We start from the raw sequence: 21,749 nt of genomic DNA, 5'->3' as shown, positions 1-21,749 counted from the left end.
TCGCTCCAGTTCCGAGCAATTCCCCATCCAATTCCCCATCCAGTTTCGACCCATTCCAACAGTCGCCAGCCCAGGCCAACTCTCCCAAGATTGGCCTGGGTAACCCCCCTCATCCATAGACGGCAATTACGCCCCCTCGCCAGTTGCAGCGTCACACCCCCTTTTGTTAAGTTTCGTCTGTTGGAGTTGCCCCTAACCACCCACACACCGATTGAAATCGCGCTATGGCTGATTACTACGAGACTCTCGGCGTATCTCGCGACGCAGATAAGGACGAAATTAAGCGAGCCTACCGTCGGTTAGCTCGGAAGTATCACCCCGACGTGAACAAAGAGGCGGGGGCAGAAGAGCGGTTTAAGGAAATTAACCGAGCCTACGAAGTGCTCTCGGAGCCAGAAATGCGGGCCCGGTACGATCGCTTTGGCGAAGCCGGTGTGTCGGGAGCCGCCGGGGGGCCAGGCTTCAGCGACTTTGGTGTGGGCGATATGGGGGGCTTCGCCGACATTTTTGAAACCTTCTTTGGTGGGTTTGCCGGAGCTGGCGGGGTTGGGGGGCACAGTGGTGGCCGACGACGCAGCGGGCCGGTGCGTGGGGATGACCTCCGCCTCGATTTGCGCCTTGACTTCAAGGAAGCCATCTTCGGTGGCGAAAAGGAAATCCGGATTAGCCATCTGGAAACCTGCAACACCTGCAACGGTTCCGGAGCCAAGCCGGGAACCAGCCCCAAAACCTGTGGCACCTGTGGCGGCTCAGGCCAAGTGCGCCGAGCCACCCGCACGCCCTTCGGCAGTTTTGCGCAAGTGTCCGTTTGCCCCACCTGTAACGGTACGGGTCAAGTGATTGAGGACAAATGCACCGACTGCGGTGGCCGCGGCACCAAACAGGTCACCAAAAAGCTCAAAATCTCCATCCCAGCCGGGGTAGACAACGGCACGCGACTGCGGGTTTCCAACGAAGGCGACGCGGGCAAGGCCGGCGGCCCGCCTGGGGATCTTTACGTTTACCTGTTTGTGAATGAGGAGGAACAGTTCCAACGGGATGGCATCAATATTCTGTCGGAACTGTCCGTGAGCTATTTGCAGGCAATTTTGGGGGCCACGATCGAGGTGGAAACGATCGATGGCACGGAGGCGCTGGAAATTCCGGCCGGAACCCAACCCAGTACGGTGTTAACCCTGGAGGGCAAGGGCGTGCCTCGCTTGGGCAACCCCAGCCAGCGCGGCGATCACCTGATTACGGTGCAGATTGAGATTCCCACGCGGATCAGCAATGAGGAGCGGGAAATTCTCGAAAAGTTGGCGGCCCTGCGTGGCGACTCGACCCACAAGGGGGGCCGCGGTTTTTTAGGTAATTTGTTTCATTAGGGGACTGGAAAGGAGTTGACAGGATGGCGGCGATCGCCCTGGAACCGGATGAACAGCTTGATCTGCGGGGAACGCCCTGCCCCATCAACTTTGTGCGCACCAAGTTGAAACTGCAACAGATGGCCGCCGGGGCGCTGCTGGAAGTGTGGCTGGATGCGGGGGAGCCGATCGAGCAAGTGCCCGATAGTTTAACCATGGCGGGCTATGCGATCGAGTTTTTGGGCCCCCACCCCGAGGCGGCAGATGGTCACTTTGTGCTGCAAGTGCGCAAGCCGGCCGCTGCTGCGGCGGAGTCATGACCGGGCAAGCAACGACTCTCCCCGCTGAACCGATCGCGATCGAACGGTTAATGGGCACGGTTTTGGCCGTGCAAGCCAACTATTACTGGGTGCAGCTTGACCCTGGTGCTCCCATTCCCGCCACCTGCACCACTCAACGGTTGCTGTGTTTGCGGCGGGCCCGCCTGAAAAAGGTGGGTCAACAAGTGGCCGTGGGCGATCGGGTGGTGGTGGTGGAACCGGACTGGCAAGGCCAACGGGGGGCGATCGAAGAAGTCTTGCCCCGCCGCAGTTGGCTCGATCGGCCGCCCGTGGCCAATGTGGATCGGGTGTTGTTGGTCTTTGCCCTGGCGGAACCCATCTTGGATCCCCATCAACTGAGTCGATTCTTGGTGAAAGCGGAGTCTACGGGGCTGGCGGTCACCCTTTGTCTGAACAAGCGGGATTTACTGTCGGCGGCGGACTGCCAGCAATGGCGCGATCGGCTGCGAAATTGGGGCTATGACCCATTGCTGATTAGTGTTTATCAACAACAGGGACTCCAAACCCTGCATGAGGCCCTTTCGGGGCAAACAACCGTTGTGGCGGGCCCGTCCGGCGTTGGCAAGTCCAGCACGATCGGGGCCTTAATTGGCACAGATCTACGAACGGCCGCCGTTTCCGGCAAATTGGCCCGCGGCCGCCACACCACCCGCCACGTGGAGCTATTTGAGCTGCCGGGTGGTGGTCTGCTGGCGGATACGCCGGGATTCAATCAGCCTCAAGTGACCTGTGGCCCCGCTGCCATCCCGGCCCTGTTTCCCGAAATTCAGCAACGGCTAGCGATCGCTCCCTGTCGCTATGGGGATTGTCGCCACCGCAATGAGCCAGACTGCGCCGTTCGCGGTGACTGGGAACGATATCCTTTCTATCTGGAGTTGCTTGAGGAGGCGATCGACTACGAAGCCGCCCAAGAGCGCCAACGCCAAACCGAAAGCTCCTTCAAGCGCAAAATCCAGCGAGACGGGCGCGAAGTCCTGGAACCCCGGTTGAATAGCAAACGATTTCGCCGCACCTCCCGCCGATTGCAGCACCAGGCGATCGAGGAAACGGATGATCTTTAATATTCCAAACTTGTCCCGAACCTGTCCCGAAGTCCTAAACCTGCCCCGGAGCAATGGCCGGAAGATAGCCGAAGGATGAGCGCTGGCAGCGGGTGGCAATCTTGAGCCGCTTCAACAGCCAAAATGATCGCCAGAACGATATGGAGCCGATCGAGCCATCGACCCGATCGGGCAATCACCCCTAGGATACTTGCAACGCAAAGCCATCTGGCAGGGCGGCCCCCTGCAAATCCGCTTGCCCCAACAGCGTTCCGGTCAGATCCGCCCCGCGCAAGTCCGCATCCCGCAAAATCGCCCCCGTCAGATCCGCATAGCTCAGGTCAGCACGCTTCAGATTTGCTCCCGTCAGATCCGTAATCAGAGGCGTTGCGCCGGAAATACGGCGTAAATTGGCACGGCAGAGCTTGGCTCCCTCCAACGATGCATGGCGCAAAATTGCCCCATTCAGTTGGCCATAGCTCAAATCTGCCTCCGCAAAGTGGGCGTGCTGTAAATTCGTGTGGTGATTAGGGGTCGATCGAAAATCCACCTCATACAAAACAGCCCCTTGCAAATCTGCCCGCGCCAAATCCGCACCGCTCAAAATTGCCTTGCAAAAGTTGGCGAACTTCAAGCAAGTTTGCGTCAAAATTGCCCCTGTTAAATCTGCCTCTCGCAGCGTTGCCTCGCTCAAATCTGCTCCATGCAAATTCGTTCCCCAAAGCAGCGATTCACTCAGATCCGCCTGTTGCAGATTGCAATGGCTGAGGTTGCTTTTGCCTAATCTTGCTTGCCGAAAATCCGCTTGCTTAAAGTCAAATCCCTGGAAATTCATGGCGGTTAATTCCACATCCCGCATTTGGATGAGATGGAATTTTTGTTCACCCGCTGCACCGCGCTGAATCAGTTCTTGCACGTCCATAAAGTCCGTGATTTCCTATCGATGAATTCGGTTAACAGCCCGTTTAATCATGGCCGCTAATCATGGTCGCTTGAATGGTTGCTGCTGCACGACTGCCGCGATCATCCGGGGTGGCTTTGGGCGGCCGATCGCCCTGCTCGATCGCCCATTCCCGTCGGGCCCAATTGGAACTGTTGAGCCTGTTGCCGCAGTCGATCGCCAATGCCATCGCAAACACTCTGACAAAGCACAAACACCTTGGGATCCGCCACTTCGTAATAGGCGCTAACGCCCTTGGGCTGCCGGGACAAGATGCCCGCCTGGGTCATAATCTTCAGGTGTTTGGACAAGTTGGCTTGACTGAAACCCGTCGCTTCCGTCAGTTCCATCACGTTCATGGGCCCCGATCGCAAACAACACAAAATTTGCAAGCGGCTCACTTCCGAAAGCACCTTGAAATAGTCAGCGATCGAGGTCAAAACTTCAGGGGTCAGCGGGTTGCAATCTTGATCAGTCATGCCAGAAGGGGGCCAAGCAATGGCGTTGGAGAATATGCAAGCGTTTGGGAGCAAACAGGCTGCTGGTGAGGGCAATTCAGCATGGGAGCACAGGAGCAAGATGACCCAATGCGCGATGACCCAATGCGCGATGACCCAATGAGATGACCCAATAAGTATAACTGGATAGCCATAAAGAGTTTAATAGAGATTGCCCGATCGCCCAAGGGGCATCCCACAACCCTTTCAGCCAAGCTGATGCGCATGGAATGCCTTGCGATATCCTATGGGGGAAGCTTGGACTCTAGCAACGCGAGATCGTAGCCGAATGGACTCTAAATACCGAAGAATTCTACTGAAGCTCAGCGGCGAAGCGCTGATGGGTGACTTGTCCTATGGCATCGATCCCGAAATTGTCCACGGCATTGCCCGCGAAGTGGCGGAGGTGATGGCCACGGGGGTGCAACTGGCGATCGTGGTGGGCGGTGGCAATATTTTCCGAGGAGTCAAGGCGGCGGCCGGCGGAATGGATCGGGCCACGGGTGACTACATCGGCATGATCGCCACGGTGATGAACGCCATGACCCTGCAAGATGCCCTAGAGCGCCAAGGGGTGCCCACCCGAGTGCAAACCGCGATCGCCATGCAAGAAGTGGCTGAACCCTACATTCGACGACGCGCCATTCGTCATCTGGAAAAGGGGCGAGTGGTGATCTTTGGGGCTGGTTCCGGCAACCCGTTTTTTACCACTGACACAACGGCAGCGCTGCGAGCGGCGGAAATTGATGCGGATGTGATCTTTAAAGCCACGAAGGTGGATGGGATCTACGACGCGGATCCAAAGACCAATCCTGAGGCAAAACGCTACACCAGCCTCAACTACAATCATGTTTTGACGCAGGATCTGCGCGTGATGGATGGTACCGCGATCGCCCTGTGCAAGGAAAACAACATCCCGATCGTGGTGTTTGACTTGACCGTTAGCGGCAATATTCAGCGCGCGGTCATGGGAGAATCAGTCGGCACGATTGTAGGAGGACGCTGTGAAGTTAGCTGACGTTGAAAGCAACATGCAAAAGAGTGTGGAAGCCACCCTGCGCTCTTTTAATACGCTTCGAACGGGGCGGGCGAACACCTCCCTGCTCGATCGAATTGTGGTGGAATATTACGGCACTCCTACACCTTTGAAGTCTTTGGCCGGCATCAGCACCCCCGATGCCAGCACCATTGCGATTCAGCCCTACGATAAAACCACCCTGTCGTTGATCGAAAAAGCGATCTCGATGGATGAAGATATTGGCCTCACGCCCAATAACGATGGTTCGGTGATTCGCCTGAATATTCCGCCGCTCACCTCAGAGCGCCGCAAGGAGCTGGTGAAGGTGGCCTCGAAGTATGCCGAAGAAGGCAAGGTCGCCATTCGCAACGTGCGGCGAGAGGCGATCGATCAAATTCGTAAGCAAGAAAAGAGCGCCGAGTTGTCGGAAGATGAAGCCCGTGATTTGCAAGATCAGGTGCAAAAAACCACGGACAAATTCATCTCCAAAATTGACAGCTTGCTAGCGGAAAAAGAAAAGGACATCATGACCGTTTAACAGGTTTGGTGAACGAATTGGCAACCCGATCTCGTTCAGGTGCTGCCCTGCTGTGGGATTGGCCTGACTCGATCGGGTTTTGCTGTTTTGCGATGGAGTTGGCTATTTGAATTTCGGTTGAATCTCGGTTGAATTCAGCCTGAATTTCGGTTGGTTTCAGCTCCGTTGCTTCCAGATCCCTCTTGCAGTGAATTTTTGACCTATGACCCTTTCAGTTGGCGACCTCGCCCCCGATTTCACCCTGCCCGATGGCGAGGGTAACTTGGTGCAACTGTCAGCACTGCGGGGCCAGCGGGTGGTGCTCTATTTTTATCCTCGGGACAACACACCTGGCTGCACCAAAGAGGCCTGCGGTTTCCGCGACCACCACGCCGAATTCCAAGCAGCAAACACCGTGATCTTGGGTGTCAGTGCAGACGACGCAAAAGCTCACCAGAAATTCACCCAGAAGTTTTCACTTCCTTTCCCATTACTCTGTGATCTCGACGGTTCCGTCGCCACCGCCTATGAGAGCTATGGCCCTAAAAAATTCATGGGCAAAGAATATATCGGAGTTTTCCGACAGACTTTCGTTATTGGGGTAGATGGTAGGATTGAGCAAATCTATCGGAAAGTGAAGCCTGAAATTCATCCAACTCAGGTTCTTGCTGACCTTTCAACCCCGTTGGCATCCCCTGAATGAACTGGGAAATTTGGCCGTGACCGGTTTTCGTCCTTTGGCCCAAGTTTGGCGCTATGTCAAAACAGTTTTGGGTGTGGTGTTTCGCCATCCCCTGGTGGGTGTGACGATGATTCCGGTGATGCCGGATGGCCGGTTCGTGCTGGTGAAGCGGCGGGATAACGGCCTGTGGTCGTTACCCGGTGGTTTGGTGGATTGGGGCGACACGATCGCTTCGACCATTCACCGTGAGCTGGCGGAGGAAACGGGTCTCACCGTTGTGGCGGTGGGGCGATTAGTGGGGGTTTATTCGGCCTTTGACCGCGACCCTCGAATCCATGCCGTAAACATTTCTGTGGAAGTGCAGGTGACTGGAGCGATCGCCCCGGTGGATCAACTGGAAATTGCAGAAGTGGGCTTGTTTGCGCCAAGCTCGATCGGGGGGATGTTGTTGGCGCATGATCATGCGAGACAAGTCCAGGATTATTTCAGAGGCCAAGCCGTTGTGGATTAAACCCCAGGCAGCGGCCCAACTGGTGCGTAATGCCCGAATGCGGTTGCCGCGAGGGGATTGGTTTTGGCGAGAGGCGGGAAAGCCGGACTCGCTGGCGGTGGTTTGTTTGCATGGGGCGGCCCATGACGGCGGCCAGTGGCAGGGGCTTTTGGAAGCGTTGGGGCGATCGACCCATTGCCTTGCGCCGGACTTGCCCGGGGTGGGGGAGTCGGGGCGGCCGCGCTGGGAGTCGTTGCCGGGGTTGCTGGCCGCGATCGATGAGTGGTTGGACGCGCTGCGGGTCGATCGGCTGTGGCTGTTGGGAGCCGACTTGGGCGCTTGGATCGCCATCAGCTATGCCCTGTATCGTCCCCATCGTGTGCTGGGGGTGTTGCTGGTGGATCCGGAGCAAACCTTGAAAGGCGCTCAATTACGATTCCGGTGGCCACAGTTGGGTTCTCCCCGTCGCAGGCGGCAAACGGCGGCCCCATCCTTGCTGAAGCGGGCGGTTCGATCGCCTGCATCACCCATTGCTCTGGAGTGGGGCACGGTTCGGGCCGAAATTTTGGAAACGAAAAATTGGGATAGTCTGGTTTGTCCGGTTTGGACGCTGCGGGCTGTGCGCGAAACCGGGCGCGATCGGGGGCGTTCAGCCAAGGGGCCCCATGCGGCTTGGTTAGCCCAAACTCGACAGGCGTTTTTGCCTCTGGAAGGGGGGCAGCAAATTCAAGAAGCGCCGGAACTGGTGGCGGAGATCATTGCCAGAACCATGGCAAACCCCCGATCGCCCATTTTGCAACTGGATCTCTAGGAGCCAGGATGGGCGCGGAACCTGGGCAATTTTGGGAAAGTGAAGGCAAGGATGGAGCAGGGCGCACCGATGGAGGATCTAAAACGGTTGCTGGAGGCGGTCGCGGCGGGGCGGGTGGCCCCTGAACAGGCCATGGCCAACCTGCAAGATCAGGGTTTTTTTGCGGTGGAAGGGTTTGCCAAGGTGGATTGGCAACGGGAACGGCGCACGGGGTTTCCGGAGGCGATTTGGGGCCAAAACAAAACCCCGGAACAGATCGCGGCGATTATGTTGGCGATGCGCGATCGGGGCGCGCCCGTGATTTTGGCAACGCGGGTCGATCGCGCGGCCTATGACCAAATTGCCGCGATCGTGCCGGATTTGTACTACCACGCCTTGGCGCGGATTTGTGCTTGGCAGTCGCCGGCCGCCCTGCGTCGCCAGCTTCGACCCGGCACGATCGCCCTGGTGTCGGCGGGAACGGCTGATTTACCCGTGGCGGAAGAGGCGGCGGTGACCGCTGAGTTAATGGGATTTCGGGTCGATCGGCTCTGGGATGTGGGAATTGCGGGCATTCATCGGCTGTTTGCCCACCGCGATCGCCTGGCCCAGGCTGACGTGTTGATTGTGGTGGCGGGGATGGAAGGGGCCTTGCCCAGCGTGGTGGCGGGGTTGGTGGATGTGCCGGTGGTGGCCGTGCCCACCAGCGTGGGCTATGGGGCCAACTTCAACGGATTGGCCCCGCTGCTGACCATGCTCAACTCCTGCGCGGCGGGCGTGGGGGTGGTGAACATTGACAACGGCTTCGGAGCGGCGATCCTGGCGGGCCAAATCCTGCGCACGGCGGCCCGCATTCCCATTCCCGATCGCGCCTCTGAAGATCAAAAATGAGCAGCTCAGAATTGAGTGCTAATAAGCGCTGATTTGGCTCCTTTGTAGTGCTTTTGCAGATTTATCGGGGAATTTACTGAGAAATCTGCTGACGAAACTGTTCAGCCTTGGCCGCTAAGTCCACTTGGGCGATCGCCTCCTGATGCCCAGAAGCCAGCCATTTGAGCTGCACCGTGCCGTTTTCGGCCTCCGCATCACCCAAAATGACGCAAGCGGCAGCCCCGGCGCGATCGGCCCGTTTGAATTGCTTACCAAAGGCACTGGCGCTCAAGTCCATTTCCACCGCAAAGCCCCCCTGCCGCAAAACTTGGGCCACTTTCAAGGCCTGTTGTTCGGCCTGTTCGCCCCGGGAAACCACGTAAAAATCCACCCGATCGCCCGTCAAGGGTTGCAATTGTTGCAACAACAAAATCAACCGCTCCATCCCGATCGCCCAGCCCACGGCCGGCGTTTCCGGGCCGCCCAGCTCGCTCACCAAGCCATCGTAGCGACCACCTCCGCAAACGGTGGCCTGTGCGCCCAAGTCATCGGACTGGATTTCAAAGGCCGTGTGGCTGTAGTAGTCCAACCCTCGCACCAGTCGTGAATCCACTTGGTAAGCAATGCCCAAATCCGTCAGGGCCTGTTGCACCTTGGCAAACCGCGCGGCCGACTCGGGCGAGAGGGCATCTAAAATGCTGGGGGCTTCCTGGCAAATTTCCTGGGTTGTGGCCACTTTGCTATCCAAAATCCGCAGGGGATTGCGGCTGAGGCGATCTTGGGAATCCGGATCCAAGTCCGCGAAATAGGGCGTGAGGTAGTCCACCAGTTGGGCCCGATAGGTGGTGCGATCGACCCGATCGCCCACGGAATTCAGCAACATCCGCAACGATTTCAACCCCAAGTGATTCAGCAGCTCCACGGCCACCGTGATCGCTTCCACATCCGCCCGCGCATCCCCACTACCCAACAGTTCCGCGCCAATTTGGTGAAACTGCCGTTGCCGGCCCGCCTGGGGTCGCTCGTACCGGAACATGGGGCCGCAATACCACAACCGTTGGGGGCCGCCAGCCGCAAACAGCTTGTGCTCCACAAAGGCCCGCACTGCACCCGCCGTGCCTTCCGGCCGCAGGGTCAAGGAGCGATCGCCCCGATCGGTGAAGGTATACATTTCCTTACCCACCACATCCGTTGCTTCCCCAATGCCCCGGGCAAACAACTCCGTTTGCTCAAAGATGGGGGTACGAATTTCCCGAAATGCGGCGCGGCCCAGCACTTGGCGGGCGGTGGCTTCCACGTGCTGCCAATAGCCGATTTCGGTCGGCAAAATATCTTTGGTTCCGCGTAGGGCTTGAATGGCAGTCATGGCAGGCGATCGAGTCGAGGTGAAAGAATCGAATTGAAATGGTGGTGAAGCGTTCAATATCCTAGAGCGGTTGGGGCCCCGAGATCCTGCAAATTCTGTTGATTAATCCCCGCAACTGCTTAGGTCGTGGGGAGCGATCGCCAGGGGCCAAACCGATCGGCATAGTGATCCAAAATCGCTTCCACCTGTTGCCGGGCCCGATCGCCCAGCACCGGATCCAGTTCGATCGCCACGCCTCCCACCTGACTTTGCAAATAATCAAACTCCTGGGAGGTTTGGGGCAACAAGACCGCCTGCACCCCAGCAACCAAGTTCAGGTGGGCCGCTAGTTCACGGTAAACCGCCAGAGGCAGGCGATCGCAGGTTAACGCTTGCCGCATGGAATCAGAATTTAACAGCGCCATAATCGCTACGGTCGGTGATAACGAGGGTCGAAATAATGTCGAAATAAAAAGGGTCGATCGGCTGTGACGAATCGCCGTGATTGCTTGCGGTCAATGCCGATATGGATTCAATTGGTATCGATATAGATGTGATCAGTATCGATATGGAATGGATCAGGATCGATCTGTACCAACCTGTACTGGTCAATGCAGATCGCTGTAGATCAACACAGAATCAATCGCAATAGATCAAATGTCCTAGGATTCCGGGGTTGGCTCTGTTTCCCCATTGGACACGGGGCGATCGCGCCGCTGGGCCCACAATTGTCGATAGAGCAACTCTAAATCGTTGCCCGCCCGCCGAAACAGCTTGGCTTGGGTAAACACTAGCCCTTGAAAGAGGCGATAAAACGCCAACGACCCGATCGCCACCACCAGCCCCGTCGCCGTGCTGATCAGCGCTTCCCCAATGCCCAGGGTGACCCCTGCCGTGGCATCGGTTCCCAACTGCCCAATTCGGATTGATCCCAAAGAGCCAATCAGCCCCAACACCGTGCCCAACAGGCCCAACAGGGGCGAAAGAGCAATCACCGCCTCTAGCAGTTTGTCGCCCTTGCGCATGGCGCTGAGTTCTTCTTCGGCGGCCGACTCCAGGGCCAGGCGAAAGAGTTCCGGGTCTGGGTCTTCTAGCTTCAGGGGAGCCGCCAAAAACCGCCCGATCGGTTGGTCGCGGGCCTTGCTGGCGATCGGGCCGGCGCTGCTCCAGTCATTGCGGGCCGACTCCAGGATTCGATCGGCCACCTCCCGTTCCCGCAGCAAAATGCGCCCCCAAAACCAACAGCGCTCAAAGACCGTCCCCACTGACAGCACCGACAGTGTTAACAACGGCCACATGGCCGGGCCGCCCTTGGTAAACAGATCACTTACACTCACGGTTTCGTCCTTGCTCGTTGCGCGATCGCTCGTTCCCTGGCCAGAGCGCAGGAGAGCCAAAGCATCGGTCAGCCCCGCGCCAAGGGCACAACATTGCGCTCGGCTTTACACTTAACTTCGCAAATTTAGCAAATTTAACGGATCCATACCTAACGCCCCAGAGCGGCCACCCCGCCTTTCGATCGGGATTCAACGCAAAATCAACGGGCAAACTGCAACCAAATTTGCACCATCTCAACGGAGGATTGGGTTAATCTAAAGACATGCGACTCTGAGCGATCCCTCAACAGTCGATCGAACCGCCGTCAAGGAGCCTTCGATTAATGGACTATATCGAACAGGTGATAGAAAAGCTGAAACAGTGGGCACAGAAGGTGATCGAAGCGCTGCTTGGCCCACAGGCCCAGCCGGAGGCGGAACCGATTCCCGTGCCTGTGGATGATCGCGCCTATCGCCGCCGCTAATTGGATATTTGTCCTGGGAAGTTAGCGTCAAGCGTTCGTATCTTTCAACAACCGATTTAAACCGACGATTCGCCAAGCAAGGGGACTATCCTCTTGCTTGTGCTTTAGAAAGGGGTTTTGAGAAATGGGGTTAGCTCTGAGGTTGGCGCGACCCTCAGAAAAGCCTCAGAAAAACTGGGGCTGAAATTTTGCGAGAATGGGCCACTCAGTCCATTGAATTAGACCGCGAAAGAGCGCCGAAATCCGCGTGAAAATCTTGATTTTGCATGGCCCCAATCTGAATTTGCTGGGGCAACGGGAACCGGGAGTCTATGGAACTCTGACCCTGGCGGCCATTAACGAACGTTTGGAACAGGATGCGGCGGAGCTGCAAGTGGCGATCGATTGTCGCCAGTCCAATCACGAGGGAACGTTAATTGACTGGATCCATGAGGCTCTGGGGCAATTTGACGGTTTGGTGATTAATCCCGGTGGCTACACCCACACCAGCGTGGCCATCCGCGACGCGATCGCCGGGGTGGCCATTCCCACCGTGGAAGTACATCTCAGCAATATCCACAAACGGGAAAGCTTCCGCCACCATTCCTACATTGCTCCCGTGGCGATCGGGCAAATTTCCGGCTTCGGCCCCGAAAGCTACCGGTTGGGGCTGCGGGCGTTGGTCACCCAGTTGCGATCAAGCAAGTGATCCGGCTACTTTTTGCCAGATTCTTTTGCTAAGTGTTGTGGAAGAATTCGCGGAACCTTAATGGACGTAACTGGACTCGAACCAGTGACCCCCACGATGTCAACGTGGTGCTCTAACCAACTGAGCTATACGTCCGCAACGGGTTATCACCATACCATGATCTCTTGAAAAAACGCAAAGCTTTGACCAAGGTTTTTTCGCGGGCGGTGCGTTGGGGGGCGATCGAGCGGCCTTCAGCGGCTGTCAGTCGCCCCCGAGCCTGGTTAGGATAGAGGCGCTTTCCCAACCGTTGCTGCCGGACATTGCACCCCCAGCCTGTCATGGTTGGCAATTTCCCCTGAGGATTCGGATTCGTGGCCAAAATTACCGCTCACCAGTCTTTGCGCAATCTTGATCGACTGGCCCGTTTAGGGGCGATCGGGGGCATGGCTTTGGGGATTGGCCTGGCGATCGGGTTGCCGTTGGCCCCTGCGGCCCAGGTTTCTGCCGCCCGTCCCAATTTGGATCCGCTGGCGCAACTGCGGGCTTTCAACCATTGCCGAGGCTGCGATTTGCGCTATCGAGACCTCACCAGTTTGAACCTGCAAGATGCGGATCTGCGATCGGCCAACCTCTACGGAGCCAACCTGCGAAACGTCAATCTCCAGCGGGCAAACTTGGCAGAGGCCAACTTAGGCGCAGCCGACTGCACCAGGGCAGATTTTCGAGGAGCCAATTTAGAACGGGCCAATTTACGGGCCACCAATTTCAGTGCAGCCCAGCTCGATCGAGTGAACTTTGCTCGCTCCAATTTGATGTTCGCGGACTTGCGGGGAGCCAGCTTGGCCAATGCCAACCTCAGGGATGCTCACCTGGTGAATATTCGGAGCGACGGAGCCGAGTTATGTGGCGCAACCCTGCCCAATGGCACGTTGGTGCGGCAACCCTGCGAAGCCCCCAAGCCCGAACCCAATAAGTTTTAAGGGGCTATGGGGCGATCGGTTGATTCGCGCTGATTTGCAATTCCCACGCAAAGCCCACGCAAAATCCACAAAACAGCCCTCAAAGCCGTTTATCAATCATGTCTGCCAGCAAGGCCAAAATGGCCGTTTGGGTGGCAGCCAACAGCAAAATTAGGGTGGCTTCCGTCAAGTCATTGCGCACAAAAATATCTTGCGCCAACGAAACGCAAAACCCGATCGCAAAGGCCGCTGAAACGGGCATCAAAATTCGCATCGGCGCAAAATATAGCCCCGTTCGCAGAATAATTTGCACAAATCGCAAAGTGTCCCGAATCGGTTTAATTTTGCTGCGGCCTTGGCGCGGGTGATAGTCGATCGGCTCGTAATGCACCGTATAGCCATTGGTGAGCATGGCCACCGTAATGGTGGTGGTGAAGCTAAAGGTATTGGGCAAAATATTCAAAAACCGATCGGCAATTTCCTTCCGAAAAATCCGCAAACCACTATTCAAGTCAGGAATCTTGGTTTTGGTAATCCACTCCGCAAAGCGAACGAGAAACCACTTAGGAATTTTCCGCAAATTGGAATATTGCACATTCTCCCCAGTCCGCGACCCCACAACCATGTCCGCTTCCGCCAGTTGAATTAAATTCACCAAGGCCGGAATCCGTTCGTTGGGATAGGTTCCATCCGCATCGGTAATTACAATCAAAGAATACTTGGCGTGACGAATTCCGGTTTTTAAGGCCGCACCATAACCCCGATTAATGTTGTGATCAATGACCCGAATACCGGGTAGTTGATGCAAAATTTCACCGGTTCGATCGCTGGAACCATCATTCACGGCAATGATTTCATAGACACCCGGATAAGCACTGAGGGTGGCTTGCAGATGTTCGATGGTGGGAGCAACGCCCAATTCTTCATTAAAAATCGGCAACACCAAAGAAAAAGCAGGATAGGCTATTTCCCCAGAGCGATCGCCTGGCTCATTTTGATCCACCAGAGCGGGATGGTTAGCGATGCTTGGGGGATTGCTACTCATGCGAAATAATCGCCTCAAAAAACAGGAAAGTGACGGGAAATTAAGGGAGCGGGAATGCAGTTAGCACCCGCACACCAAACGCCGTCTACTTTACCATTGGCCTGATCTACCCCAGGGAATTCTAAATGGGGTGGTCATTATCGCCGCAGAGGATCGATCGCCTCATGCCGTTTGGAGCGGTGATGAGGGGGTGATGGGGCGGTGATTCGATCGCGAAACTTCGAGAAAACTCGACCGTCGAGCCTTCGTCAAGCCTTCGTAGAACCTTGGTTGCAGAAATTCAGAGATTGAGAGGTTGATCAATAATGCGTAATTTGGCGGCGCGATCGCCCCGTTGGCGACCCTACTGGCCCCCCTTGGGCCATCTGAAATGGGGATTCTTGGCCGCGTTGGTCATTGGCCTGGCCGCGATCGGGGGCATCGTTAGTTGGGGAACCACCCAGCCCAGCCAGGCCGCAACCCCCGGCGGCACGGAACTGGTTTGGTATGGCCAATCGGCCTTCAAGCTCACCACCCCTTCGGGCAAAGTGCTTTGGCTCGATCCCTGGTTGCAAAATCCGGCCAACCCCGAGGGAAAAGCCATCCTGAACCAGCTCGATCGGGCTGATTTGGTGCTTGTCACCCACGGCCACAACGATCACGTGGGAGATGCAGTGGCGATCGGCCAAAAAACCGGGGCCCAATTGGTGGCCACCTTTGACTTGGCCAATGCTCTGGTTTCCGTGTTGGGCTACCCCAAAGAGCAATTGCAATTTCCGGCCCTGGGCAACTTTGGCGGTCAAATTTCCTTGCTGGATGGGGAAGTGGAAGTGGCATTCGTGCCAGCGGTTCATAGTTCCACCGTCAGCACAGATGGCAGCCCCCAACCCTTTTATGCAGGTAACCCGGGCGGCTTTTGGATCAAGGTGAAAAACGGCCCCACCCTCTACCACACGGGCGATACAGACCTGTTTGGCGACATGGCCCTCATTCCAAAATTTGGCCCCGTGGATTTGATGTTGACCTGCATTGGCGGCAAATTCACCATGGGCCCCGATCGCGCCGCTGAAGCGGTGGAATTGGTGCGCCCCAAATTAGTGGTGCCCATGCATTACGGCTTATTTTCGCTGCCGGGCACACCGGAACAGTTCGCCGCAGCCCTGAAAGCCAGACGCATCACCACGCCCATGAAGGTGATGAAAATTGGGGTTCCCGAACAAATTTAGGAACCGCATTTTTGCAGCCCAACAATCAACAACCCAACAATTAACGTTGATGGGCTTTTTGGGCAATTCATGAACAACCAGTCCACCAAAAACACTGGCAAGCTGATCAAAAATGATCGATCGCCCTGCCAGTGTTTTTCATGATTCATCGTCAACATTGCAATGCCCCGATCGAGTTGAAAACTCAAGATCATGGGACATTTCAACTCAGAAAATTAATTCGGAACTATGCGGGTTCCCCTTCGGAAGAGTCAGGGGCGATCGCGGCAAACTTGGCAAACACTTCCGCCTCCGTCAGGTTCACCGTTTGGTTCGCAAAGTCATAGTAATGGGGCTTGCGATCAACGAAAATTTGCTCCGTGAATTCAAAAGGCTGGTCATCGGCAAATAATCCCGCTGGCACAAAATAGTCCTGAGTTGGAACCAGCCGATAAAACAAATGCGTGCCACATTCACCGCAAAATGCTCGCTCAGCCCAGTCGGACGATCGGTAAACCTTCAGTTTCTCGCTTCCTTCGATTTGCACATTGGAACCGCAAGCAATTCCCAACGCTGGGCCACCACTCCATCGACGACACATCCCACAATGACAAGCATCCACGGTGGTTTTGTCGGGAACTTCAATGGCGATCGCCCCACACAGACAGTGACCTTTCATCGATCGCGCCTCCTCCATCAGAGATTTCAAGAACGGCTGCAAAGACGGGCGGTTATGGAAACCACTATCTGATTTTAGTACGATAATCTTCAAGGGGCACTGCCAAAATGTCGCAACGGCGATCGCTCACAACTACAACAAAAGTCCGACAACAAGTCCGACAGTCCCCCACGCAGCACCATCCGTAACTCCAACAGTCGTCGCCCAAACTAAATTCATCGGGTTAAGCACCGTTGTCCAAAGTGTTTTGGGAGGTCAAGGTCATGTCGATGGGACTGTTGTGGCTGTCTTCAACGGGTGTGCAAGCGAGCCAGCAAGTGCGGCGCTATGGCGATCGGCAACCAGCAGCGGCGGCGATCGGGACGGCGATCGTCAAATATCGCAGCCCGGTGACTGGGGGCTGGCGGGTTTGGTTCCAAGCATCCTATTGGTCGATCGCCAATGGGGAGGGGTTGAACCTGCATGAGGGCGATCGCCTGGAGGTTGTGGGCTACGACAACGGCAATCAGTTGGTGGTGCGCACTGCTTAACTTTCGACTCAATATCAAGCAATTAACTCACTACTGAGAGTCTCAATTGATGGCTTGTATAATTGGGCTGAAGCGGTTGATGAGTGTCCCATGAGTAGATCGTTGCGAGTTGCTGATCGTTATCGCGATCGCGCCAAAGTCGCCCTGAAGCGTAATGGTTTAAGCCAATCAGCACTTGCTTTAGATCTGGGATTTTCACGGGACACAATTTCCAACTTCTTTCGAGGTCGGCCGGTTGATCGATCATATTTCCAAGAAATTTGCGATCGCCTAGGTCTTGACCTCCAAGAAATTGCTGATTTTGGGGCTGAAGATGATTGTGAAACAGCAGTCTTCAATCCTAGCTTTTTGGGTCGGGAAGCGGATATTGCTGAATTGGAACGTTTGAGCCAACAGCACCGCCTGATTGTGATTCAAGCCGGTGGTGGCGTGGGCAAGAGCACCCTAGCTAGCAACTTCCTCAGCACACACTTCCCTCAAAAAGTACTTGAGTTACCCGTGGCTCGGGAAGCGCGATACTTAGCGCCGGTTTCTGGGTTTGTGGATGATTGGCTGATGTTTGATCTGCAACAACAGACTGGTCACAATCTGGGAGTTTCTCTGCTGCGTCTGAAGCGTCAATTACAAACCACGCCGATCGGGATTTGGATTGACAACTTGGAAACGGCTCTGGATGAGCAGGGACGATTGATTGAAGATTGTCGAGATTATGTGGAATTGCTGCGAACTTTGGGCGATCCCACGCTGAAATCTCTGACGTTGGTGACAAGTCGCGTACGAGTTTGCGAACCTTCGATCGCAGCCTTCACTCATGTGCTGGATGGTTTGCCGTTATCGGCATGGCACACCTTTTTTGAGAATCGCGGCATCGTGATTCACTCGCCTACATTGTCAAAACTTCGTTATTCCTATGGTGGGAATGCTAAAGCTATGGAAATCATTGCCGGTGCAACTTGCGAAGATGCTAACAACAACTTGCATGAGTATATGTCTCGTTCGGGAGCAGATTTGCTGAAGCACCCTGAGCTGAAGCATTTGATTGAGAGTGAATTGCAACATTTGGAGCCGGTCGCTGCTCGTTTGCTTGCTCGGATGGGTTGCTATCGCTATGAGGAAATTCCCGCAGTGACGTTGGCAGGTGTGGAATGTTTGTTGTGGGATGTGCCGATCGAGGAACACCAACGGTTGATTACAAGCTTGCGAAATCGATCGCTGCTAGAGTTTCGTGATCAAGGCTATTCGTTGCACCAGGTGATTGCGCAAGCTGCACGTGAGCGTCTGAAATCTAGCGAAGATTGGCAGCAAGCCCACACCCAAGCAGCCAACTACTGGCAGACACACTACACTGACTTTGAGGGTGATCAGAAAGTCCTGGCATTTGCAGAAGCATTTTACCACTTCGTTGCCATTGATAAGTTTGAAGAGGCCGCATCGTTTATTTACAGTGCGGTGCCTAATGTTGGGCAGAGTGGACTTAATCAATACCTCAACGGCAGTTGTCAATCCGACTATCTACTCAACTGTTTAAAGCAGCTTGAAGGTCACCTCTCACCAGCTTCTTCCATTCTTTGTATGGGATCAAAGGGTGTTGCTCTCTACTATCAAGGAGAGTATGAAAAAGCAGTTGAAATTCTGCAAGCAGTCTTGGACCAGTATCAATCTCTTTTGTCAGGAAGTGGCACACTGAATATTCCTGACTATCGAGGGGACTGCTGGGCTTGGATGTCTATTGCCTACATCGAAATGGGCAATTTGGCTGCTGCTGAGGACTGCGTCTCAAAAACCAGAGATTCATTGAGTTCTGATCTAGAAGTCAAACTGCTGATGTCTTCTTCTCTGTTGTGGTTGCGATTAACTGGAGGCTGCTATTCAGATTGCAGGCAGATTATCCGGGATTTGCAAGACGAGAGCCTGCTTCAAGACAGTGACTTCGAGGTCAGCATGAATTCGCCATTGCGCCGGTTGGAATATCTGGGTATTGAGTTTCCTGTTCTCAATATAGTCAGTATCTCAGTCATTATTGAATTGTTTGAAATTATCGAGAGCAATTCAAAAAAAATCTCTGTGAACGAAATTGACTTGCTTTCAGAGAAACTGCAAAATCAAAAGGAGGTTTACAAATCCTTCGCTGATTTTCATGATTCTTCTCTTTTATCCGTTCTAGCTTGCCATTTCTATTGTTGCGTCGGGCATCAGGATCAGGCTTTGCAGGAAGTGATGGATCTTCAGTCTGCTACCGAGTCGATTTTCAAGAATGCAACATTGAATTTTCTTGCACTGAAATCACAGGGTGTTTTGGCTTACTACAGCTCAGATTTTGCGGAGGCACTGGTGATTTTCTCAAAATGCCTTGAAGTGGTGACGGATGGGCAGATGAAAGTCTACGCTCCCCTGATTCACTACTACTTGGGTAAAACTCATCAGTCACTCTTCAACCAAACCCAGAGCAATCAACATTTCCAAGAAGCGATCAACTGGCTCACCAAAATGGGAGCAACACGCCGGATTGAACAGGTGCAACGCGCGATGATCAATCCCGTTCATGGCCTGGATATGATTTGGTGATGATGAGCGCGGTTATGACCATTGGCTGATCAGTCGAAACCTAGCCGAATGAGACGGGAGTAGATTACTCTCGTCTCATCTATTTTTGGCACAATTGGCGAAGATGAGTAGTCGATCGCAGATTGAGCGCACCAACAAAGCCTTCTATCAAACTTAGCGAGCCATGACGACTGTCAAAGAGCAATTACTACTCTTGATTGACGAATTACCTGAACCCGCTTTAGAGCTAGTTCTCGAATTCACACTTTTCCTGAAAAGTCGTTACCTGGAAAATGCTAGCAAGTCTCCTGATGAGTCACTTGAAACTTCTGAAGTAGGAATCAATTCAGGCTCTAAAAGTCCTTTTGAGCAATGCTTTGGCACATTAACTCTTGATCAACCCGAAGACTTTGAAAATACAAGAATTGATCAAGACCTTGCCCAGGCTTATGAAGATGAATTGTCTTGAAAAGAGTTGAGGGCGCAGGGTTGCTAGTCCCCACGCCCTCGATCGAACCTACTTCTTGTCACGCGAACGCTTCAAGCCAGGAAACACCAACCAGGCGATCGCCACCGAACCAGCAAACATCGCCGCCACCGGAAAGGTCTGCGACAAAGCCGCCAACGCCGCCGTCACTTCCAACAACAACTTGATGTCTTCGAGGGTTTCCATCGGCTGTCCTCCGAACTCGATATCTCTATCAAACTCGGCGCTTGTCGGAGTTACAGCCGTTGCCCTGTCGGACTTGGGTTGCTCTTTGATGAAACTCAGCGCGGGAACAGATCCAAAACCTGTCCCCGCTCATGAACTGAGTCATTCAGCGCAGTTTGCGATTACAGGCTCGACAGCACTTCGCGGGCGGCGGCCAAGGTGGCTTCGATGTCCTCGTCCGTGTGGGCCAACGACGTGAAGCCCGCCTCAAACTGCGAGGGAGCCAGGTACACACCCCGCTCCAACATGCCCCGGTGGAAACGGCTGAACTTGGTCAGGTCAGCGGCCTTGGCTTCTTCGTAGTTGCGCACAGGGCCCGCCGTGAAGAACATGCCGAACATGCCGCTGATGTGGCCGCCGCAGACTTCGTGACCCGCTTCCCGGGCGATCGCCAACAAGCCGGTGATCAGCTTGCCGGTGATTTGGTCGAGATATTCGTAGCTGCCGGGACGACGCAGCAGTTCCAGGGTCTTGATACCAGCGGTCATGGCCAAGGGGTTGCCCGACAGGGTTCCCGCTTGGTACATGGGGCCAGCGGGAGCGACCATTTGCATGATTTCGCGACGGCCGCCGTAAGCGCCCACGGGCAGCCCACCGCCGATCACCTTACCGAGGGTGGTCAGGTCGGGGGTGATGCCGAATTTTTCTTGCACGCCACCGTAGGCGATTCGGAAGCCGGTCATCACTTCGTCGAACACCAGCAGCGCGCCGTTTTCCTTGGTGATTTCGCGCAGACCTGCCAGGAAGCCGGGTTCGGGGACGATGAAGCCCGCGTTACCCACGATCGGCTCCAGGATTACGCCCGCGATTTCGCCGGGATATTCCGCGAACAGGGCCTTGACGGCTTCCAGGTCGTTGTAGGGGGCGGTCAGGGTGTCGGCGGTGACGGTTTTCGGCACACCGGGCGAGTCGGGCAAACCGAGGGTAGCCACGCCGGAGCCGGCCTTGACCAAGAACATGTCGCCGTGGCCGTGGTAGCAGCCTTCAAACTTCAGCAGCTTGGTGCGGCCAGTGTAGGCACGCATCAGGCGCTGGACGGCGATACAGGCTTCGGTGCCGGAGTTGACGAAGCGCACCATTTCAATGCTGGGGACGGCATCAATCACCATCTGGGCCAGCACGTTTTCTAGGTAGCAGGGCGCACCGAAGCTGGTTCCTTTGTCGATCGCGGCTTTCAGGGCTTCCAACACTTCGGGATGGGCATGGCCGCAGATGGCGGGGCCCCAAGTGCCCACGTAGTCGATGTAGCGGTTGTTGTCCACATCCCAGGCATAGGCTCCCTGGACGCGATCGAACACGATCGGCTGACCACCCACGGACTTAAACGCGCGCACGGGCGAGTTCACGCCGCCGGGCATCAGCGTTTGGGCAGCGGCAAAAATTTCTTCTGAACGGGTGGTGTTAAGGGCAGTGGCAACCACAGCGAGCTTCTCCTTAGTTGGGTGTAATGGTTGGTTGTGATGGGGTTGGCGAATATCAAACCATTTTTACAACCCTAAAATTTTAAAATGAGAGGGGCGATCGCTGTCAGAAGTGGTAATATAGCCAAGCGATGTTGAGTGGCGCTTGCGCGGCCGCTTGCATAGCCGACCCTGGATGCGTAGCTCAGTTGGATAGAGCATCAGATTCCGGTTCTGAGGGTCGGGGGTTCGAGTCCCTCCGCATCCGTTCCCATCAAATGGCGATCGCATAAAATGGCGATCGCGGGCTGGTTTTGGTGTTGTTCAACCAGCCCTAGGGCTTATTGTGACC

At 55.2% G+C, this 21,749-nt stretch carries 25 protein-coding genes and 2 tRNA genes; 17 read left to right on the top strand and 10 right to left on the bottom strand.

The features are described from left to right. The first annotated feature begins 224 nt into the window (after positions 1–224). From dnaJ to rsgA, 3 genes are read left to right on the top strand one after another with little or no spacing between them, the layout of a single operon-like run. Positions 225–1,364 (top strand): molecular chaperone DnaJ, encoded by a 1,140-nt coding sequence (gene dnaJ / locus AMR42_RS03460; RefSeq protein WP_099532078.1) that lies wholly within the window; start codon positions 225–227, stop codon positions 1,362–1,364. A gap of 23 nt (positions 1,365–1,387) precedes the next feature. Next, a complete protein-coding gene (locus AMR42_RS03455; RefSeq protein ID WP_099532077.1) occupies positions 1,388–1,663 on the top strand; it encodes a sulfurtransferase TusA family protein in 276 nt (91 codons plus the stop codon). Continuing rightward, positions 1,660–2,745, top strand: a complete 1,086-nt coding sequence (gene rsgA / locus AMR42_RS03450; RefSeq protein WP_099532076.1) for a small ribosomal subunit biogenesis GTPase RsgA — start codon at positions 1,660–1,662, stop codon at positions 2,743–2,745. The genes AMR42_RS03455 and rsgA overlap by 4 nt, the downstream gene beginning before the upstream one ends. A 181-nt stretch (positions 2,746–2,926) precedes the next feature. On the opposite strand, the gene AMR42_RS03445 is transcribed toward rsgA, so the two are convergent. Both AMR42_RS03445 and AMR42_RS03440 read right to left on the bottom strand, forming a co-directional pair. Continuing rightward, positions 2,927–3,646 (bottom strand): pentapeptide repeat-containing protein, encoded by a 720-nt coding sequence (locus tag AMR42_RS03445; RefSeq protein WP_099532075.1) that lies wholly within the window; start codon positions 3,644–3,646, stop codon positions 2,927–2,929. Between the two features lie 101 nt (positions 3,647–3,747). Further along, the gene (locus AMR42_RS03440) at positions 3,748–4,143 is read right to left on the bottom strand and encodes a metalloregulator ArsR/SmtB family transcription factor (protein ID WP_099532074.1); all 396 of its coding nucleotides are present in this window, start codon (positions 4,141–4,143) and stop codon (positions 3,748–3,750) included. 307 nt (positions 4,144–4,450) lie between these two features. Here AMR42_RS03440 and pyrH point away from each other — a divergent pair, with 307 nt between their 5' ends. From pyrH to larB, 6 genes are all read left to right on the top strand, one after another. After that, on the top strand, positions 4,451–5,179 hold the full coding sequence (gene pyrH, locus AMR42_RS03435; RefSeq protein WP_099532073.1) for a UMP kinase: 729 nt from the start codon (positions 4,451–4,453) through the stop codon (positions 5,177–5,179). Continuing rightward, entirely contained in the window at positions 5,166–5,717 is a 552-nt protein-coding gene (frr, locus tag AMR42_RS03430; protein ID WP_099532072.1) for a ribosome recycling factor, read from the top strand. The genes pyrH and frr overlap by 14 nt, the downstream gene beginning before the upstream one ends. Before the next feature lie 202 nt (positions 5,718–5,919). Next, the gene (bcp, locus tag AMR42_RS03425; protein WP_099532071.1) at positions 5,920–6,399 is read left to right on the top strand and encodes a thioredoxin-dependent thiol peroxidase; all 480 of its coding nucleotides are present in this window, start codon (positions 5,920–5,922) and stop codon (positions 6,397–6,399) included. Then, positions 6,362–6,889 (top strand): NUDIX hydrolase, encoded by a 528-nt coding sequence (locus tag AMR42_RS03420; RefSeq protein WP_234406562.1) that lies wholly within the window; start codon positions 6,362–6,364, stop codon positions 6,887–6,889. The genes bcp and AMR42_RS03420 overlap by 38 nt, the downstream gene beginning before the upstream one ends. Next, positions 6,879–7,679 (top strand): alpha/beta fold hydrolase, encoded by an 801-nt coding sequence (locus AMR42_RS03415; protein WP_234406560.1) that lies wholly within the window; start codon positions 6,879–6,881, stop codon positions 7,677–7,679. Before AMR42_RS03420 ends, AMR42_RS03415 begins: the two co-directional genes overlap by 11 nt. Positions 7,680–7,748: 69 nt before the next feature. Continuing rightward, positions 7,749–8,549, top strand: a complete 801-nt coding sequence (gene larB / locus AMR42_RS03410) for a nickel pincer cofactor biosynthesis protein LarB (RefSeq protein ID WP_099532088.1) — start codon at positions 7,749–7,751, stop codon at positions 8,547–8,549. 73 nt (positions 8,550–8,622) lie between these two features. Here larB and hisS read toward each other — a convergent pair whose 3' ends face one another. The 3 genes from hisS to AMR42_RS03395 form a co-directional block, all read right to left on the bottom strand. Next, the gene (gene hisS / locus AMR42_RS03405; protein ID WP_099532069.1) at positions 8,623–9,894 is read right to left on the bottom strand and encodes a histidine--tRNA ligase; all 1,272 of its coding nucleotides are present in this window, start codon (positions 9,892–9,894) and stop codon (positions 8,623–8,625) included. Positions 9,895–10,013: 119 nt separating this feature from the next. Continuing rightward, the gene (locus AMR42_RS03400; protein ID WP_190527437.1) at positions 10,014–10,274 is read right to left on the bottom strand and encodes a hypothetical protein; all 261 of its coding nucleotides are present in this window, start codon (positions 10,272–10,274) and stop codon (positions 10,014–10,016) included. A 261-nt stretch (positions 10,275–10,535) separates the two neighbouring features. Continuing rightward, positions 10,536–11,210: a MotA/TolQ/ExbB proton channel family protein gene (locus tag AMR42_RS03395; protein ID WP_099532067.1), complete on the bottom strand. Its 675-nt coding sequence runs from the start codon at positions 11,208–11,210 to the stop codon at positions 10,536–10,538. A 323-nt stretch (positions 11,211–11,533) separates the two neighbouring features. Here AMR42_RS03395 and AMR42_RS20800 point away from each other — a divergent pair, with 323 nt between their 5' ends. Both AMR42_RS20800 and aroQ read left to right on the top strand, forming a co-directional pair. Next, complete coding sequence (locus tag AMR42_RS20800; RefSeq protein ID WP_190355392.1) at positions 11,534–11,674, top strand: hypothetical protein; 141 nt, start codon at positions 11,534–11,536, stop codon at positions 11,672–11,674. 241 nt (positions 11,675–11,915) lie between these two features. Further along, on the top strand, positions 11,916–12,362 hold the full coding sequence (gene aroQ, locus AMR42_RS03390) for a type II 3-dehydroquinate dehydratase (protein ID WP_368670715.1): 447 nt from the start codon (positions 11,916–11,918) through the stop codon (positions 12,360–12,362). A 61-nt stretch (positions 12,363–12,423) separates the two neighbouring features. Here the strand turns inward: aroQ and AMR42_RS03385 are convergent. Then, positions 12,424–12,497, bottom strand: a tRNA-Val gene (locus tag AMR42_RS03385). Positions 12,498–12,715: 218 nt separating this feature from the next. On the opposite strand from AMR42_RS03385, the gene AMR42_RS03380 reads away from it, so the two are divergent. After that, positions 12,716–13,324: a pentapeptide repeat-containing protein gene (locus AMR42_RS03380; RefSeq protein ID WP_199858075.1), complete on the top strand. Its 609-nt coding sequence runs from the start codon at positions 12,716–12,718 to the stop codon at positions 13,322–13,324. A 79-nt stretch (positions 13,325–13,403) separates the two neighbouring features. Here AMR42_RS03380 and AMR42_RS03375 read toward each other — a convergent pair whose 3' ends face one another. Next, complete coding sequence (locus tag AMR42_RS03375) at positions 13,404–14,348, bottom strand: glycosyltransferase family 2 protein (protein ID WP_099532066.1); 945 nt, start codon at positions 14,346–14,348, stop codon at positions 13,404–13,406. 305 nt (positions 14,349–14,653) lie between these two features. Here AMR42_RS03375 and AMR42_RS03370 point away from each other — a divergent pair, with 305 nt between their 5' ends. Continuing rightward, the gene (locus AMR42_RS03370; RefSeq protein ID WP_099532065.1) at positions 14,654–15,553 is read left to right on the top strand and encodes a metal-dependent hydrolase; all 900 of its coding nucleotides are present in this window, start codon (positions 14,654–14,656) and stop codon (positions 15,551–15,553) included. Between the two features lie 226 nt (positions 15,554–15,779). Here the strand turns inward: AMR42_RS03370 and AMR42_RS03360 are convergent, their stop codons facing one another. Beyond that, complete coding sequence (locus AMR42_RS03360; RefSeq protein WP_099532085.1) at positions 15,780–16,211, bottom strand: GFA family protein; 432 nt, start codon at positions 16,209–16,211, stop codon at positions 15,780–15,782. A gap of 263 nt (positions 16,212–16,474) precedes the next feature. Here AMR42_RS03360 and AMR42_RS03355 point away from each other — a divergent pair, with 263 nt between their 5' ends. From AMR42_RS03355 to AMR42_RS03345, 3 genes are all read left to right on the top strand, one after another. Continuing rightward, a complete protein-coding gene (locus AMR42_RS03355) occupies positions 16,475–16,741 on the top strand; it encodes a hypothetical protein (RefSeq protein WP_143472915.1) in 267 nt (88 codons plus the stop codon). Between the two features lie 90 nt (positions 16,742–16,831). After that, complete coding sequence (locus AMR42_RS03350; protein WP_143472914.1) at positions 16,832–19,306, top strand: helix-turn-helix domain-containing protein; 2,475 nt, start codon at positions 16,832–16,834, stop codon at positions 19,304–19,306. Between the two features lie 163 nt (positions 19,307–19,469). Then, a complete protein-coding gene (locus AMR42_RS03345) occupies positions 19,470–19,754 on the top strand; it encodes a hypothetical protein (protein ID WP_099532061.1) in 285 nt (94 codons plus the stop codon). Between the two features lie 48 nt (positions 19,755–19,802). Here the strand turns inward: AMR42_RS03345 and AMR42_RS20165 are convergent, their stop codons facing one another. Next, positions 19,803–19,958, bottom strand: coding sequence for a hypothetical protein (locus tag AMR42_RS20165; RefSeq protein WP_158234333.1), 156 nt, complete (start codon positions 19,956–19,958; stop codon positions 19,803–19,805). A 161-nt stretch (positions 19,959–20,119) separates the two neighbouring features. Then, positions 20,120–21,418 carry a glutamate-1-semialdehyde 2,1-aminomutase gene (gene hemL, locus AMR42_RS03340; RefSeq protein ID WP_099532060.1) on the bottom strand — a complete coding sequence of 433 codons (1,299 nt, stop codon included), beginning with the start codon at positions 21,416–21,418 and terminating at the stop codon, positions 20,120–20,122. A gap of 173 nt (positions 21,419–21,591) precedes the next feature. Between hemL and AMR42_RS03335 the strand changes: the two genes are divergently transcribed. After that, positions 21,592–21,665 (top strand) — tRNA-Arg (locus tag AMR42_RS03335). Positions 21,666–21,749: the final 84 nt, after the last annotated feature.

The organism is Limnothrix sp. PR1529 (genome assembly GCF_002742025.1).
In the GTDB taxonomy this organism is placed as follows: Bacteria; Cyanobacteriota; Cyanobacteriia; order CACIAM-69d; family CACIAM-69d; genus CACIAM-69d.
Note: the sequence above shows the minus strand (reverse complement) of the source record. Positions and strands in the feature narration are given on the sequence as shown.

Excerpts from the sequence above, each read along its gene's own strand:
- AMR42_RS03345 (WP_099532061.1), top strand. The coding sequence starts at position 19,470 with ATGACGACTGTCAAAGAGCAATTACTACTCTTGATTGACGAATTACCT.
- AMR42_RS03350 (WP_143472914.1), top strand. The coding sequence starts at position 16,832 with ATGAGTAGATCGTTGCGAGTTGCTGATCGTTATCGCGATCGCGCCAAA.
- AMR42_RS03455 (WP_099532077.1), top strand. The coding sequence starts at position 1,388 with ATGGCGGCGATCGCCCTGGAACCGGATGAACAGCTTGATCTGCGGGGA.
- AMR42_RS03355 (WP_143472915.1), top strand. The coding sequence starts at position 16,475 with ATGTCGATGGGACTGTTGTGGCTGTCTTCAACGGGTGTGCAAGCGAGC.
- rsgA (WP_099532076.1), top strand. The coding sequence starts at position 1,660 with ATGACCGGGCAAGCAACGACTCTCCCCGCTGAACCGATCGCGATCGAA.
- AMR42_RS03400 (WP_190527437.1), bottom strand. The coding sequence starts at position 10,274 with ATGCGGCAAGCGTTAACCTGCGATCGCCTGCCTCTGGCGGTTTACCGT.
- dnaJ (WP_099532078.1), top strand. The coding sequence starts at position 225 with ATGGCTGATTACTACGAGACTCTCGGCGTATCTCGCGACGCAGATAAG.
- hisS (WP_099532069.1), bottom strand. The coding sequence starts at position 9,894 with ATGACTGCCATTCAAGCCCTACGCGGAACCAAAGATATTTTGCCGACC.
- AMR42_RS03360 (WP_099532085.1), bottom strand. The coding sequence starts at position 16,211 with ATGAAAGGTCACTGTCTGTGTGGGGCGATCGCCATTGAAGTTCCCGAC.
- pyrH (WP_099532073.1), top strand. The coding sequence starts at position 4,451 with ATGGACTCTAAATACCGAAGAATTCTACTGAAGCTCAGCGGCGAAGCG.
- AMR42_RS20165 (WP_158234333.1), bottom strand. The coding sequence starts at position 19,958 with ATGGAAACCCTCGAAGACATCAAGTTGTTGTTGGAAGTGACGGCGGCG.
- AMR42_RS03370 (WP_099532065.1), top strand. The coding sequence starts at position 14,654 with ATGCGTAATTTGGCGGCGCGATCGCCCCGTTGGCGACCCTACTGGCCC.
- AMR42_RS03445 (WP_099532075.1), bottom strand. The coding sequence starts at position 3,646 with ATGGACGTGCAAGAACTGATTCAGCGCGGTGCAGCGGGTGAACAAAAA.
- AMR42_RS03440 (WP_099532074.1), bottom strand. The coding sequence starts at position 4,143 with ATGACTGATCAAGATTGCAACCCGCTGACCCCTGAAGTTTTGACCTCG.
- larB (WP_099532088.1), top strand. The coding sequence starts at position 7,749 with ATGGAGGATCTAAAACGGTTGCTGGAGGCGGTCGCGGCGGGGCGGGTG.
- AMR42_RS03375 (WP_099532066.1), bottom strand. The coding sequence starts at position 14,348 with ATGAGTAGCAATCCCCCAAGCATCGCTAACCATCCCGCTCTGGTGGAT.
- bcp (WP_099532071.1), top strand. The coding sequence starts at position 5,920 with ATGACCCTTTCAGTTGGCGACCTCGCCCCCGATTTCACCCTGCCCGAT.
- AMR42_RS20800 (WP_190355392.1), top strand. The coding sequence starts at position 11,534 with ATGGACTATATCGAACAGGTGATAGAAAAGCTGAAACAGTGGGCACAG.